The organism is Azotobacter tropicalis (genome assembly GCF_059739045.1).
Window position 1 is genome coordinate 3,527,417 of record NZ_AP046059.1, and the last position, 14,779, is coordinate 3,542,195.

Below are 14,779 nucleotides of genomic sequence, written 5' to 3' on the forward strand. Positions count from 1 at the left end.
TGGGGAAAACAGAGGCGATGTTACGCGATCCGGGGGAAAATCTTCATTGATTGACCGCATAGGGTTCATTGCTCCGGTCAATCGAAGATTCGGGCGATTGCATGCGCCGAACAGTCGATATGGGGCCGGCCGCTGCACGATACAACCCCGGCATGTCGAAAAGATTGTCTCTGGGCGAACCTTCGCCTGGACGGCATGAGCGCCCTGTCCGAATGAAAAAGGCCCGCATGAGGCGGGCCGGATCGCCGAAGGTGGCAGTCAGCCCTCGTCGCCGTCTTCCTCGTCGGTGCCGCCGACGTTCATGCCGAGCTCCTTGATCTTGCGCGTCAGGGTATTGCGCCCCCAGCCGAGCAGCAGGGCGGCGTCGCGGCGGCGCCCTGCGGTGTGCTTGAGCACGCTTTCGATCATCACCCGCTCGAAGGCCGGCACGGCGACATCCAGCAGATTCGACTGGCCGCGGGCCAGGGCCTGGTCGGTCCAGTGACGCAGAGCCTGTTCCCAGTTGTTGGCCGGCGCGTTCTCCTGGGTGTGGCTGAGCAGCTCCGGCGGCAGGTCGTCGATGTGCACCTCGCGGCCGGAAGCCATCACGGTGATCCAGCGGCAAGTGTTCTCCAGCTGGCGCACGTTGCCGGGCCAGGGCAGGTTGCTCAGGTACTCCTCGGTCTCCGGCTTGAGGGTCTTGGGCTCGACCGCCAGTTCCACGGCCGCACGGTTGAGGAAGTGCCGGGTCAGCGCGGGGATGTCGGCGCGGCGATCGGACAGGCGCGGGATGTGGATGCGGATGACGTTCAGGCGGTGGAACAGGTCCTCGCGGAACTTGCCGGCCTGCACCAGGTTTTCCAGATTCTGGTGGGTGGCGGCGATGATCCGTACGTCGACCTTGACCGGCGTGTGGCCGCCGACCCGGTAGAACTCGCCGTCGGCCAGCACGCGCAGCAGGCGGGTCTGGGTGTCGGCCGGCATGTCGCCGATCTCGTCGAGGAACAGGGTGCCGCCGTCGGCCTGCTCGAAGCGTCCGCGGCGCAGGTTGGCGGCGCCGGTGAAGGCGCCCTTCTCGTGGCCGAACAGCTCGGACTCCATCAGGTCCTTGGGAATCGCCGCCATGTTCAGGGCGATGAACGGCGCCTTGGCGCGCGGGCTGTGGCGGTGCAGGGCGTGGGCGACCAGCTCCTTGCCGGTGCCGGACTCGCCGTTGATCAGCACCGTGATGTGCGAGTGGGAGAGGCGGCCGATGGCGCGGAACACCTCCTGCATCGCCGGCGCCTCGCCGATGATTTCCGGGGTATTGGCCTGGATGGCCGGCACTTCCAGTCCCTGCTGCTCCTGGGCGTGCAGGTTGGCGCGCTTGATCAGCGACACCGCCTCGTCGACGTCGAACGGCTTGGGCAGGTACTCGAAGGCGCCGCCCTGGTAGGAGGCGACCGCGCTGTCCAGGTCGGAGTGCGCGGTCATGATGATCACCGGCAGGCGCGGGTAGTGCTCGCGGATCTGCGCCAGAAGGTCGAGGCCGCTGGCGCCGGGCATGCGGATGTCGGAGATGATCACGTCCGGCTGCTGGCGGGAAAGGCGGTTGAGCACGCCGTCCGCGCTGTCGAAGCTCTGGGTGGTCATGCCTTCCTGCTGCAGGGCCTTTTCCAGGACCCAACGGATGGAGCGGTCGTCGTCGACGATCCACACGGTTTCGCTTCGGCTCATGAGGGTGAGGCTCCTAGATCCAGCGGCAGGTAGATCGAGAAGCGGGTATGCCCCGGATGGCTTTCGCACTCGATCAGGCCCTGATGCTGGCTGATGATGTTCTGGGTGATGGCCAGGCCCAGTCCGGTACCGTCCGGACGGCCGCTGACCATGGGATAGAACATGGTTTCCTGTAGCTCGGCGGGGATGCCGGGGCCGTTGTCGATGATTTCCACCTGGCAGACCAGGCGATGGCGCACGTGGCCGATGGTGAACTGGCGCAGGGTGCGGGTGCGCAGGTGGATGCGGCCGAGGCGCATGTCGTTCTGGCCGGTCAGCGCCTGCATGGCGTTGCGCACGATGTTGAGCACCGCCTGGATCATCTGCTCGCGGTCGATCAGGAGCTCCGGGATGCTCGGGTCGTAGTCGCGCACCAGCACGATGCGCCCCTCGCTTTCCGCCATCACCAGGCTGCAGACGCGCTCCAGCACCTCGTGGATGTTGGTCATCGCCAGGGAGGGCAGCTTGTTCGAGCCGAGCATGCGATCCACCAGATTGCGCAGGCGGTCGGCCTCTTCGATGATGACGTTGGTGTAGTCCTTGAGCGCCTCGTCCGGCAGCTCGCGGGCGAGCAGCTGGGCTGCACCGCGGATGCCACCGAGCGGGTTCTTGATCTCGTGGGCCAGGCCGCGTACCAGCAGCTTGGTGGTTTCCTGCTTGGACAGCTGGGCCTCCTCCTTGGTGATCCGCAGCAGCCGGTCGCGCGGATAGACCTCCAGCAGCAGCAGCGTCTGACCGCTGTTGATGACCGGCGTCACCGCGTAGTCCACCGTCTGGGTCTTGCCGGTCAGCGAAGTCAGCTGGGCTTCGCGCTTGGTGAAGGGGTGCGCCTCGGCCACGGCCTGGCGCAGGGAGATCAGGGCTTCGGGAGACTCGGTGAAGAGTTCGCTGATGAATTGGCCGTGACTGCGCTGGCCGCTGACGGCCAGCAGCATTTCCGCCGCGGGGTTCATGTATTCCAGGCGCAGCTCGCCGTCGAGCAGGATGGTGGCGGTGGTCAGGTTGTCCAGCAGCAGGCGGTGCAGGTTTTCGTTATCGGGCATTGGCTGGTTTACCAGGGGTCACGTCGGGTCGGCAAATGCAAGAAATGAACCGAATGTCACGAAAAGAGCACCGAGGCCTGTTTTATGCTGGCTTTTGGCGCACTTCTCGAACGAGGGGGTGGTCCAAGATGGGGACAGTATAGAAGGGCTGGTGCTAGGTCGCCCCAAAACAGGGCGAAAGTTACAGGAAAGGCACGTAGGGGATATCCCGCTTCTGCACCGGCTTGTCCTTCAGCGGGCATTCCAGGCGCACGCCGTAATCGGCCGTCTGGCAGGGGCGGACCAGGCGCCTCTGGGCCAGCGAGGTGCGCTTCACGTGGATGGCCTGCTCCGGGGTCTGTTCCAGCGTGCGGCCGTCGGCGTCGACGATTTCCACGAGCAGCCGGTGGGTGCCGCGCTCCAGGTTGTCTAGGGAAAAGTCCGGCTGTGCTCCGTCCGGGCCGCTCGCGGCACCGTCGAGGCGCAGCCGGTAGCGGTGGCCGGGGTGGAGGCCGGGCTCGCTGGCGGCGGTCACCGTCAAGGCGCCGGTGTTGCGCAGGGTGGCGTCCGGCGGCGGGTCGACGATGCGCAGCCAGCGGTAGCCGGGGTTCTTTGCCTGGGGCGCGGGTTTCTCCACGGGCGGCGCTGCCGGCATGGCGGGCATGCTGTTGGTCGGGGCCAGGCGGATCGCCGGCGTGCCGCCTTGCGGCTGGTCGGTGAACACCCGATTGCCCTGCGCGTCGACGTAGCTGTAGATCTCGGCTGTCGCCGGGACGGCGAGCAGGGCCAGGCAGAGTGGCAGAAGGCGCATGGGGCGGTCTATTGGCGCCGATGGACGCGCTGCACGGTGAACAGGATCGGCGCGCTCTTCTGCAGGGAGCGCTCGTCGGCGAGCACCTCGACCTCCAGGCTGTGCTCGCCGCGATCGACGTTGACCAGTTCCAGGCGGGTGGTCCGACCGGGCTGGCCGTAGGGCTGGCCATCCAGCAGCAGGCGCAGGCTGTGGCCGGGGTGTAGCTTGGGTTCGATGGCCACGTCGACGCTGAAGCTGCCGTTGTTGGCGCGCAGCGATTCGCCGTCCGCGATGCCGGTCAGTTCGAGGCGGCTGTAGCGAAGCTCTGCGGGCTGCTCCTTGGGTTTGGCTGCTTCCGGCGGGCTGGGCGGCGGGGTGACGATGCTGGGCGCCGGCAGCTCGACCTTTTCCGCGGTCACGCCCTCGGGGGGCTGGCTGCTGAAGACCGGATTGCCGTTGGCGTCGAGGTACTTGTAGATCTCCGCGCCGGCCGGAAGGGCCAGCAGCAGGAGCAGGCCGGGCAATGCGCTGCGCATGGAGGTGGGCTCTCGCGAAAGTCGTTGGGTGAAGCCTTGCATCGTGACGGCGGGCTGGCAAGTCCGGGCCTGCCGGAGCGTTATGGCGGTCACCCAAAAAGAAAAGGCCTCCCGAAGGAGGCCTTTCCGTGGTGCTTGCCGGCGGGATTAGACGCTGTAGTACAGGTCGTATTCCAGCGGGTGCACGAAGGTGCGTACCTTGATCTCTTCCTCGGACTTCAGCTCGATGTAGGCATCGATGAAGTCGTCGGAGAACACGCCGCCCTTGGTCAGGAAGGCACGGCCCTTGTCCAGCTCTTCCAGGGCTTCCTTCAGGCTGCCGCACACCTGCGGGATTTCCTTGGCCTCTTCCGGCGGCAGGTCGTACAGGTTCTTGTCGGCGGCGTCGCCGGGGTGGATCTTGTTCTGGATGCCGTCCAGACCGGCCATCAGCAGCGCAGCGAAGGCCAGGTAGGGGTTGGCCGCCGGGTCCGGGAAGCGCGCCTCGATGCGGCGGGCTTTCGGGCTGTTGACGTACGGGATGCGGATGGAGGCGGAACGGTTGCGGGCCGAGTAGGCCAGCATGACCGGGGCTTCGAAGCCCGGAACCAGACGCTTGTAGGAGTTGGTCGACGGGTTGGTGAAGCCGTTCAGCGCCTTGCCGTGCTTGATGATGCCGCCGATGAAGTACAGGGCGGTCTCGGACAGGCCGGCATAGCCTTCGCCGGCGAAGGTGTTCTTGCCGTCTTTGGCGATGGAGATGTGCACGTGCATGCCCGAACCGTTGTCGCCGTACAGCGGCTTCGGCATGAAGGTCACGGTCTTGCCGTAGGCGTCGGCGACGTTGTGCACGCAGTACTTCAGGGTCTGCACTTCGTCGGCTTTGGCCACCAGGGTGTTGAAGCTGACGCCGATCTCGTTCTGGCCGGCGGTAGCCACTTCGTGGTGGTGCACTTCGACCTTCAGGCCCATCTCTTCCAGGGCGTTGCACATGGCGGTGCGGATTTCGTGGTCGTGGTCGACCGGCGGAACCGGGAAGTAGCCGCCCTTGACGCCCGGACGGTGGCCCTTGTTGCCGTTCTCGATGTCGGCGTCGGTGTTCCAGGAGGCCTGCTCGGAGAAGATCTTGAACATGGAGCCGGAAATGTCGGACTTGAACTTCACTTCGTCGAAGATGAAGAACTCGGGCTCCGGGCCGAAGAAGGCGGTGTCGCCAATGCCGGTGGACTTCAGGTATTCCTCGGCACGACGGGCGATGGCGCGCGGGTCGCGGTCGTAGCCCTGCATGGTCGAGGGCTCAATGATGTCGCAGACGATGATCAGGGTCGGCTCTTCAGTGAACGGGTCCAGCACGGCGGTGCTGTCGTCCGGCATCAGGATCATGTCGGAGGCTTCGATGCCTTTCCAACCGGCGATGGAGGAGCCGTCGAACATCTTGCCGTATTCGAAGAAGTCGTCGTCCACGTCACGCGCCGGCATGGTTACGTGCTGCTGCTTGCCTTTGGTGTCGGTAAAGCGGAGATCAATCCACTTCACGTCATGTTCTTTGATCAGTTGAAGCGACTTCGACATGTTGTCCTCCAGGTGGAGAGGGCCTCGCAAAGACCCTCGAAAATTCGGGTAAAACCGGGCGGCGATCATCCGCCAAGGCAAGCCGCGCCACAAGGGAGCAAGTTTAATGCCAATGCTTTGATGAAGGCGAGAAGGCTCTCCGTCAGACTGCCCACTCCGGTGCCGATCATTCTGACGGAAAGTTTTGCTCTTTTTATGTGCTGAGTCAGGAGTTTTGTTTCATTTTGGTGCGGTCGCGCCGCGCTGCCGATAGTTGATCAAGTCTTGAACAAGATCCGCTATAATCTCGCCCCCTTTTTGCCTGTCCGGCCTGTGCTGCTCCATGAAACTCATCGTCAAACCCTTCGCGGAAATCACCATCAAGAGCCGGCCGGTGCGCAAGCAATTCATCCGCCAGCTTGGCAAGAACATCCGCACGGTGCTCAGAGACCTCGATCCGGCACTGCAGACCGAAGGTGAGTGGGATAACGTCGAGGTGCAGACCCAGGTCAGCGACCCGCAGGTGCACCGCGAGATGTTCGAGCGTCTGCGCTGCACGCCGGGCATCGCTCACTTCCTCGAGGTGCACGAGTACCCGCTGGGCGATTTCGACGATGTCACCGAGAAGTGCAAGCGCCATTTCGGTGAGCAACTGCCCGGCAAGGTTTTCGCGGTGCGCTGCAAGCGCTCCGGCAACACTCACGACTTCACCTCGATGGACGTCGCCACCCACGTCGGCAGCCGCCTGCGCCGTGAGTGCGGCGCCGCCGGCATCGACCTGAAGCACCCGAGGTCGAGGTACGCTTCGAGGTGCGCTACGACCGCCTGCTGGTCGAGCACGCCCGTCACGAGGGGCTGGGCGGCTACCCGCTCGGCTCAATCGAGCAGACCCTGGTGCTGATGTCCGGCGGTTTCGACTCCACCGTGGCGGCCTTCCAGATGATGCGCCGCGGCCTGCTGACCCATTTCTGCTTCTTCAACCTCGGCGGGCGCGCCCACGAGCTGGGGGTGATGGAAGTCGCCCACTACTTGTGGGAGAAGTTCGGCCGCTCGCACCGCGTGCTGTTCGTCAGTGTGCCGTTCGAGGAGGTGGTCGGCGAGATCCTCGGCAAGGTCGACAACAGCCAGATGGGTGTGGTCTTGAAGCGCATGATGCTGCGCGCCGCGTCGCGCATCGCTGATGGGTTGCGCATCGACGCGCTGGTCACCGGCGAGGCGATTTCCCAGGTCTCCAGCCAGACACTGCCGAACCTCTCGGTGATCGATGCGGCCACCGACATGCTGGTGCTGCGCCCGCTGGTCGCCAGCCACAAGCAGGACATCATCGACACCGCAACGCGCATCGGCACCGCCGAGTTCGCCAAGAACATGCCCGAATACTGCGGGGTGATCTCGGTGAACCCGACCACCCGCGCCAAGCGCGAGCGCATCAAGTACGAGGAGCGCCAGTTCGACATGGCGATCCTCGAGCGCGCCCTGGAGCGTGCCCGTCAGGTGCCGATCGACCGGGTAATCGACGAGCTCGGCGAGGAGGTCCGCGTGGAGGAAGTCCGCGAGGCGCTGGCCGGGCAGATCGTCCTCGACATCCGCCATCCGGATGCGGCCGAGGACGAGCCGCTGGAGTTGCCCGGCATCGAGGTGCAGGCGCTGCCTTTCTATGCGCTGAACAACCGTTTCAAGGAGCTGGACGCCAACCGCCAGTATCTCCTTTATTGTGACAAGGGCGTCATGAGCCGCCTGCATGCTCATCATCTGCTGAGCGAGGGGCATGCCAATGTGCGCGTTTATCGTCCGGCATAGGTTGCCGGGCCTGCTCGGTGGCAGTATCCGCCACCGCCCTCCCGACCGCTGATCGACCGCAACGTCGTTGCCGGCCCGCCCGGCCCACTTTCCTGTTTTCAACGCCCAGCCTCCAGCTGGACGCTTTCATCGAGATAGAACCGTGATCGAAAATCTGCGCAACATCGCCATCATCGCCCACGTCGACCATGGCAAGACCACCCTCGTCGACAAGCTGCTCAAGCTCTCCGGCACCCTGGACCGCAAGGAAGCCGAAGGCGAGCGCGTGATGGACTCCAACGACCAGGAAAAGGAACGCGGCATCACCATCCTGGCGAAGAACACCGCCATCAAGTGGAACGGCTACAACATCAACATCGTCGACACCCCCGGGCACGCCGACTTCGGCGGCGAGGTGGAGCGCGTGATGAGCATGGTCGACTCCGTGCTGCTGGTAGTCGACGCCCAGGACGGCCCCATGCCGCAGACCCGCTTCGTGACCCAGAAGGCATTCAAGGCCGGCCTGCGTCCGATCGTGGTGGTCAACAAGATCGACCGTCCCGGCGCGCGTCCGGACTGGGTGATCGACCAGATCTTCGACCTGTTCGACAACCTCGGTGCCACCGACGAGCAGCTCGACTTCCCGATCGTCTACGCCAGCGCCCTGAACGGCATCGCCGGTATGGACCACGAGAAGATGGACGACAACATGGACGCCCTGTTCCAGGCCATCATCGACCACGTGCCGGCCCCGGTGGTGGACGTCGACGGCCCGTTCCAGATGCAGATCTCCCAGCTGGACTACAACAGCTTCCTCGGCGTGATCGGCATCGGCCGCATCGCCCGCGGCACCGTCAAGTCCAACACCCCGGTGACCGCCGTCGGTGCCGATGGCAAGAAGCGCAACGGCCGCATCCTGAAGATCATGGGTCACCACGGCCTGCAGCGCGTCGAGGTGCCGGAAGCCCAGGCCGGCGACATCGTCTGCGTCAGCGGCATGGAAGAGCTGTACATCTCCGACACCCTGTGCGACCAGCAGAACGTCGAGGCCCTGCCGCCTCTGACCGTCGACCAGCCGACCGTGAGCATGACCTTTCAGGTCAACGATTCGCCGTTCGCCGGCAAGGAAGGCAAGTTCGTCACCAGCCGCAACATCAAGGACCGCCTGGAGAAGGAGCTGCTGCACAACGTGGCGCTGCGTGTCGAGCAGGGCGACAGCCCGGAGAAGTTCAAGGTCTCCGGCCGCGGCGAGCTGCACCTCTCGGTGCTGATCGAGACCATGCGCCGCGAGGGCTTCGAGATGGCCGTGGGCCGCCCGGAAGTGGTGATCATCGAGAACGAGGCCGGCGAGAAGCAGGAGCCCTACGAGAGCGTCACCATCGACATCGAGGAGCAGCACCAGGGCCCGGTGATGGAGCAGATGGGCCTGCGCAAGGGCGACCTGACCAACATGATCCCGGACGGCAAGGGCCGTATTCGTCTCGAATACACCATCCCGGCGCGCGGCCTGATCGGCTTCCGCAACGCCTTCCTGACCATGACCTCGGGCACCGGCATCCTCACCAGCACCTTCAGCCACTACGGTCCGATCAAGGCTGGCGAAGTGGCCCACCGCCAGAACGGCGTGCTGGTGTCCATGGCCACCGGCACCGCGCTGACCTACTCGCTGGAAACCCTGCAGGACCGCGGCAAGCTGTTCCTGTCTCCCGGCGAGGAGGTCTACGAAGGCCAGCTGGCCGGCATCCACAGCCGCGACAACGACCTCGTCATCAACCCGACCAAGGCCAAGAAGCTCGACAACATGCGCGCTTCCGGCAAGGACGAGACCATCCAGCTGACCCCGGCGCTGAAGTTCACCCTGGAGCAGGCGCTGGAGTTCATCGACGAGGACGAACTGGTCGAAGTGACACCGAAGTCGATCCGCCTGCGCAAGAAGCTGCTCAACGAGAACGACCGCAAGCGCTACGAGCGCAGCAAGGTCTGATCGGACTGCGGCTGTTGTGACGAAGGCCCCGCCGGCAGCGCCGGCGGGGCCTTCTGCTTTTCCGGGACGGCGGCATGCTGCTACCGGCACGGTCGCGCGCTGGCGCGGGGCGGCGAGGGGTTAGGGAAGGGGAGGGATACCCGGCGCTGGAGTCCGCGGAGCGTCGCGGTCTGCCGGGCGGAAGGAGGAGGGCCGTTCCGGTTGCCGTGCGCCGGAGAGGACGGGCGCACGGCAATTGTCGCTTCAGCTACGGACTCCTGGGAGCCCGGGCTGGGTGAGGAGCCTTACTTGTAGTAGCCGACCACGCACACTTGGTCGTCGGCCTTGGTCACGAAGGTGATCTTCTCGACCGGCGTATCGCTGCCCGGACGCGGCCACATGTAGGACACTTCGCTGATCGTGCCCGGCTGGGCCTTGGCGTAGATTTCCTCGCCCAGAGCCTTGCCTTCCTTGTCCTTCAGCTCCTTCAGGCTCTTGCCGACCAGGGTGGGGTGCGCGGTGAAGATGCCGTCCGGGCCGCCGCAGTAGGGATAGAGATCGCGATCCTTGAAGCCGTCTTCGCCCTTGGTGAACTTCTCCAGGGCAGAGGCCTTGTCGGCCTCGACCGCCGCCACGGCCTTTTCGAGCATGGCCTTGGCTTCGTCGGCGGTGCCGAACTCGCCGGCGTGGGCGGTCAGGTGGATACCCGCAGTGCACAGCATTACCAGCAGGGTCTTGCGCATGAATGTCTTACGCCTCTTGTTCTTGTTATTTCATGTTTTTTGGGAGGCCACCGGGCGGTGACCTCGCTCGATCCTAAGCCAGCCGGACGAGACCGATAAACTGCGACCATGGTCGTGCTGACGCTGCCCGAGCGGTTATGCCTCGGCGTGGGGCAGCAGGGAGCCGGAGCGGGCGATTGCCGGGGAAAACTCAGGAAACCAGAGCGTTGGCTGTGGCCTGCCGGATCGTTGTATCCAGGTAGAGGCGCAGCCGCTCCTGCTCCTTCGTACTCAGAAACAGGCCGAGTTTGCTGCGTCGCCAGAGGATGTCCTCGGCCTCGCAGGCCCATTCCTGCGCACACAGGTAGTCCACTTCGCGGGCATGCAGGCTGGCGCCGAAGTGCTCGCCGAGATCGGCAGGGCCATCGACGCCTTCCAGCAGTCGCCAGGCGCGGCTGCCGTAGGTGCTGGCCCAGCGCCGGGCGAGTTCCGGGGCGAGCCAGGCATGCTGCTGGCGCAGTTGCTCGGCCAGGGTGCGGCTGTCGCTCATCTGCTCGCCGCCCGGCAGCGGCTTTTCGGCAGTCCAGCGCGCGCCCATCTGCGGGAAGAAGGGTGCCAGCCGTTCCAGGGCCGCCTCGGCCAGCTTGCGGTAGGTGGTGAGCTTGCCGCCGAACACCGACAGCAGCGGCGGCTCGCCCGGATTGCCTGACAGCGCCAGGGTGTAGTCGCGGGTCACCGCCGAAGGATCGGCCGATTCGTCGTTGCACAGCGGACGCACGCCGGAATAGCTGTGCAGGATGCTGTGCCGGCTCAGCTGGCGCTTGAAGTGACGGTTGACCACCGCGAGCAGGTAGTCGGTTTCCGCCTCGCTGATCCGCACCTGGGCCGGGTCGCCCTGGTACTCGCGGTCGGTGGTGCCGATCAGGGTGAAGTGCTCCAGATAGGGAATGGCGAAGACGATGCGCCGGTCCTCGTTCTGCAGGATGTAGGCATGTTCGCCCTCGTAGAGCCGCGGCACGATCAGGTGGCTGCCCTGGATCAGGCGAATGCCATGGGAGGCCTTCTGCTGCAGGCCGGTCTCGATGAAACGGGCCACCCAGGGGCCGGCCGCGTTCACCAGCGCCCGGGCGCGGATCGAGAAGGCGCTTCCGTCGGCGCGCTCCAGTTGCAGGTGCCAGTGGTCCCGATGGCGGCTGGCGGAGACGCAGCAGGTGCGGGTCTGCACCTGGGCGCCGTGCTCGCGGGCGGCCATGGCGTTGAGCACCACCAGGCGGGCGTCGTCGACCCAGCAGTCGGAGTATTCGAAGCCGCGGCGGATTTCCGCCTTGAGCGGGCTGCGGGCACCGAAGCGCAGGCCGCGCGAGCCCGGCAGCGTCTTGCGCGTGCCCAGGTGATCGTAGAGGAACAGACCGGCGCGGATCAGCCAGGCCGGGCGCAGGTGCGGACGGTGCGGCAGCACGAAACGCAGCGGCTTGACGATGTGTGGGGCCTTGGCCAGCAGCACCTCGCGTTCGCCGAGCGCCTCGCGGACCAGGCGGAATTCGTAGTGTTCGAGATAGCGCAGGCCGCCATGGATCAGCTTGCTGCTGGCCGAGGAGGTGTGCCGGGCAAGATCGTCCTGCTCGCAGAGAAACACCGAAAGACCGCGGCCGGCCGCATCGGCGGCGATGCCCGTGCCGTTGATGCCGCCGCCGATCACGGCGACGTCATAGAGCTCGGCAGTGATGGAGTGGGAAGGGCTCATGCAGGCTTTCTGCTCACTCGTCCTCGGCCCAGCGCCGGGTGCGCGCCACCGCCTTCTTCCAGCCGGCACTCAACGCCTGGCGCTTGGCGTCCGAGCAGTCTGGCTCGAACACCCGCTCGATCCGTGCCTTGTCGCGCAGCTCGTCGAGACCGCTCCAGAAGCCGGTGGCCAGGCCGGCCAGGTAGGCGGCGCCGAGCGCGGTGACTTCCCTCACCGCCGGGCGCTCGACCGGCGTGCCGAGCAGGTCGGCCTGGAACTGCATGAGGAAGTTGTTGCTCACCGCGCCGCCATCCACGCGCAGCGCCCTGAGCGGCTCGCCAGCGTCCCGCTGCATGGCGTCGAGCACATCGCAGGCCTGGAAGGCGATGGATTCGAGCGCGGCGCGGATCAGGTGGTCGGCCTTCACCCCGCGGGTCAGGCCGAACACCGCGCCGCGCGCATAGGGGTCCCAGTAGGGCGCGCCCAGGCCGGTGAAGGCCGGCACCAGGTAGACGCCGTTGCTGTCCTTGACCTTGGTAGCGAAATATTCGGAGTCGAACGAGTCGTCGATCAGCTTGAGCTCGTCGCGCAGCCACTGCACCGTGGAGCCGGCATTGAAGATCGCCCCCTCCAGCGCGTAGGCGACTTCTCCGTGCGGTCCGCAGGCGATGGTGGTGAGCAGCCCGTGGGCCGAGCGCACGGCCTTGGCGCCGGTGTTCATCAGCAGGAAACAGCCGGTGCCGTAGGTGTTCTTGCCCTGGCCGGCCTCCACGCACATATGCCCGAACAGCGCGGCCTGCTGGTCCCCGGCGATGCCGGCGATGGGGATGCCGTCGTCCTCGTTGCAGCCGGCGATGAAGGCATGGCCGTAGACCTCGGAGGACGGGCGCACCTGTGGCAGCATCTCGCGCGGGATGTCCAGGGCCTCGAGCAGGCGCGCGTCCCAGTCCAGCGCATGGATGTCGAAGAGCATGGTGCGCGCGGCGTTGGTGTAGTCGGTGACGTGCACCCGGCCCTGGGTCATCTTCCAGATCAGCCAGGAGTCGACGGTGCCGAACAGCAACTCGCCGCGCCGCGCCCGCTCGCGACTGCCCTCGACGTGGTCGAGGATCCACTTGATCTTGGTGGCGGAGAAGTACGGGTCGATGACCAGGCCGGTGTGTTCCCGGACATATTCCTCTAGGCCGTCGCGCTTGAGCTCCTCGCAGATCACCGCGCTGCGCCGGCACTGCCAGACGATGGCGTTGTGGATCGGCCGGCCGCTCTGCTTGTCCCAGACCACCGTGGTCTCGCGCTGGTTGGTGATGCCGATGGCCGCCACCTGCCGCTGCTCGATCCCGGCCTGGGCCAGCGCCTCCACCAGGGTGGCGCTCTGCGTGGCCCAGATCTCCATGGGATCGTGCTCGACCCAGCCCGACTGCGGGTAGATCTGCGTGAACTCGCGCTGTGCCACGCTGACGATATTGGCGTCGCGGTCGAGCACGATGGCTCGCGAACTGGTGGTGCCTTGGTCCAGAGCGACGATGTAGGGCTTGTCGGTGCGGGGCATGAGGCTGGCCCTCTGGAGTGCGGGGGTGGCTTCGGCCGCTTCGGTGCCGGCGGTCGGGTGCCGGGCAGCGCTGCGGTCGGGGGCGTTAGGGAAAGGGTAGTTCGCGTCTGCGGGGGCTGGTGAAGTACCTCTCTCGGTTGCTTTGTCAACGCCGACTGAAAACTGGCTCACTTTGGCCTTCATTTGCCGAAGTAATAATGACCCACCTGGATCACTCGGGTTTACGGTTCTAGTGGATGACGCCCGCCTTGCGTTTGTCCTTGAGTCGGTAGCTTTTTCCGGTCAGGGTGAGGATATGGGCGTGGTGCAGCAGCCGATCCAGCATGGCCGCCGTCAGCATGGCGTCGCCGCTGAAGGCCTCAGCATAAGGTCGGCCGCCGTGACGAAGCGAGTCTTGAGGCCGCTCTGCGCTGCCCGGTAGCCGAGGGCGATGGCCAGGTACGTCTTGCCGACACCCGAGGGACCGATCAGCACGATGTTCTCGGTGCGCTCGACGAAGGCCAGGCCCGCCAGCTCGTGCAGCAGGGCCTTGGGCACGCCGGGGCTGAAGCTGAAGTCGTACTCCTCCAGCGTCTTGATCGCCGGGAAGCAGGCCATTCGCGTCAGTAACTCGCGGCTGCGCTGCTGGCGAAAACCGTGCTCGTGCCGCAGCAACTGCTCCAGGAAGTCGCCGAAGCTCAGGTCATCCTTGACCGCCTGCTGGGCCAACAGTGGGTAATGATCGACGATGCGTTCGAGCTTGAGTGCCTGGCACAGTTCGGCGATGCGCGTGTTGCAGGTTCATGCGCAGGCCTCCCGGATCGACTCGTAGACCGACAACGGGTGCTGCAACGACTCATGCGGTATGGGTCTTGGCCGCTCACCCAGCAACGGCCCCCAGGCCCGCCGCAGAGCCTGCGGCAAGGGCGTCAGTAGGCCTTGTTCGCAACGCCAGCGATCGATCGGGCGCTCGCCGAGTGTGGCATGCACGCGCACGTTGGCCACCTTGGCCAGGCAATCGCCAATCAGTCGATTGGCCGTACCGCAGTCCACCAGCAGGCCGGCGGCTTTCACCCGGCTGTGCAGCGGGTTGTAGAAGCTCTCGCGCAGGTAGCGATTGAAGCGCTCGACCTTGCCCTTGGTGCGTGCCCGGTAGGGGCGGCACAGGCGGATACGAAAGCCCAAATCGTCGGCCAGCTGGAGCAGGTCGGGGTGGAAGCGGTGGCTGCCGTTGCCATAGGCATCGCGCTTGAGCGCGACGGTCTTCATGTTGTCGAACAGTACTTCCTGCGGGACGCCGCCGAAATAGTCGAAGGCCAGCAGCAACGCGTCATGCACCGAATCGAACGACTCGTCTGGTACGAAGTGAACGTAGGTCATTCGGCTGTATAGCCCAGGGTGGCGACGAAGGCCGACAACGGCGAAACGGGGCGCTACAGACTGTGCGGA

Annotated in this window: 9 protein-coding genes and 3 pseudogenes; 2 read left to right on the top strand and 10 right to left on the bottom strand. The window is 65.5% G+C overall.

All coding sequences use genetic code 11. The annotated features are described in order from the left end of the window. Positions 1-258 precede the first annotated feature (258 nt). From ntrC to glnA, 5 genes are all read right to left on the bottom strand, one after another. Positions 259-1,695: a nitrogen regulation protein NR(I) gene (gene ntrC / locus Atro_RS16765; RefSeq protein ID WP_497924057.1), complete on the bottom strand. Its 1,437-nt coding sequence runs from the start codon at positions 1,693-1,695 to the stop codon at positions 259-261. Further along, positions 1,692-2,777, bottom strand: coding sequence for a nitrogen regulation protein NR(II) (gene glnL / locus Atro_RS16770; protein ID WP_497924059.1), 1,086 nt, complete (start codon positions 2,775-2,777; stop codon positions 1,692-1,694). Before glnL ends, ntrC begins: the two co-directional genes overlap by 4 nt. 181 nt (positions 2,778-2,958) lie before the next feature. Beyond that, the gene (locus Atro_RS16775; RefSeq protein ID WP_497924061.1) at positions 2,959-3,567 is read right to left on the bottom strand and encodes a DUF4124 domain-containing protein; all 609 of its coding nucleotides are present in this window, start codon (positions 3,565-3,567) and stop codon (positions 2,959-2,961) included. An 8-nt stretch (positions 3,568-3,575) separates the two neighbouring features. After that, positions 3,576-4,085, bottom strand: a complete 510-nt coding sequence (locus Atro_RS16780) for a DUF4124 domain-containing protein (protein WP_497924063.1) — start codon at positions 4,083-4,085, stop codon at positions 3,576-3,578. A 147-nt stretch (positions 4,086-4,232) separates the two neighbouring features. Next, positions 4,233-5,636 carry a glutamate--ammonia ligase gene (glnA, locus tag Atro_RS16785; RefSeq protein ID WP_131344914.1) on the bottom strand — a complete coding sequence of 468 codons (1,404 nt, stop codon included), beginning with the start codon at positions 5,634-5,636 and terminating at the stop codon, positions 4,233-4,235. A gap of 322 nt (positions 5,637-5,958) precedes the next feature. Between glnA and thiI the strand changes: the two are divergent. After that, positions 5,959-7,415: pseudogene (thiI, locus tag Atro_RS16790) on the top strand (tRNA uracil 4-sulfurtransferase ThiI). Between the two features lie 142 nt (positions 7,416-7,557). Further along, on the top strand, positions 7,558-9,378 hold the full coding sequence (gene typA, locus Atro_RS16795; RefSeq protein ID WP_497924065.1) for a translational GTPase TypA: 1,821 nt from the start codon (positions 7,558-7,560) through the stop codon (positions 9,376-9,378). Positions 9,379-9,662: 284 nt separating this feature from the next. On the opposite strand, the gene Atro_RS16800 is transcribed toward typA, so the two are convergent. From Atro_RS16800 to istA, 5 genes and pseudogenes are all read right to left on the bottom strand, one after another. Beyond that, entirely contained in the window at positions 9,663-10,100 is a 438-nt protein-coding gene (locus tag Atro_RS16800) for a cache domain-containing protein (RefSeq protein WP_497924067.1), read from the bottom strand. 190 nt (positions 10,101-10,290) lie between these two features. Further along, positions 10,291-11,823, bottom strand: a complete 1,533-nt coding sequence (gene glpD, locus Atro_RS16805; protein ID WP_497924069.1) for a glycerol-3-phosphate dehydrogenase — start codon at positions 11,821-11,823, stop codon at positions 10,291-10,293. Positions 11,824-11,836: 13 nt separating this feature from the next. Then, positions 11,837-13,351, bottom strand: coding sequence for a glycerol kinase GlpK (glpK, locus tag Atro_RS16810; RefSeq protein WP_497924071.1), 1,515 nt, complete (start codon positions 13,349-13,351; stop codon positions 11,837-11,839). A 229-nt stretch (positions 13,352-13,580) separates the two neighbouring features. Next, positions 13,581-14,135: pseudogene (locus Atro_RS16815) on the bottom strand (ATP-binding protein). Next, positions 14,132-14,763: pseudogene (gene istA / locus Atro_RS16820) on the bottom strand (IS21 family transposase); the annotation flags it as partial. The pseudogenes Atro_RS16815 and istA, both read right to left, overlap by 4 nt. Positions 14,764-14,779: the final 16 nt, after the last annotated feature.

Coding starts and splice junctions, on each gene's coding strand:
- glnA (WP_131344914.1), bottom strand. CDS start 5,636: ATGTCGAAGTCGCTTCAACTGATCAAAGAACATGACGTGAAGTGGATT.
- glpD (WP_497924069.1), bottom strand. CDS start 11,823: ATGAGCCCTTCCCACTCCATCACTGCCGAGCTCTATGACGTCGCCGTG.
- Atro_RS16780 (WP_497924063.1), bottom strand. CDS start 4,085: ATGCGCAGCGCATTGCCCGGCCTGCTCCTGCTGCTGGCCCTTCCGGCC.
- glnL (WP_497924059.1), bottom strand. CDS start 2,777: ATGCCCGATAACGAAAACCTGCACCGCCTGCTGCTGGACAACCTGACC.
- Atro_RS16775 (WP_497924061.1), bottom strand. CDS start 3,567: ATGCGCCTTCTGCCACTCTGCCTGGCCCTGCTCGCCGTCCCGGCGACA.
- Atro_RS16800 (WP_497924067.1), bottom strand. CDS start 10,100: ATGCGCAAGACCCTGCTGGTAATGCTGTGCACTGCGGGTATCCACCTG.
- ntrC (WP_497924057.1), bottom strand. CDS start 1,695: ATGAGCCGAAGCGAAACCGTGTGGATCGTCGACGACGACCGCTCCATC.
- glpK (WP_497924071.1), bottom strand. CDS start 13,351: ATGCCCCGCACCGACAAGCCCTACATCGTCGCTCTGGACCAAGGCACC.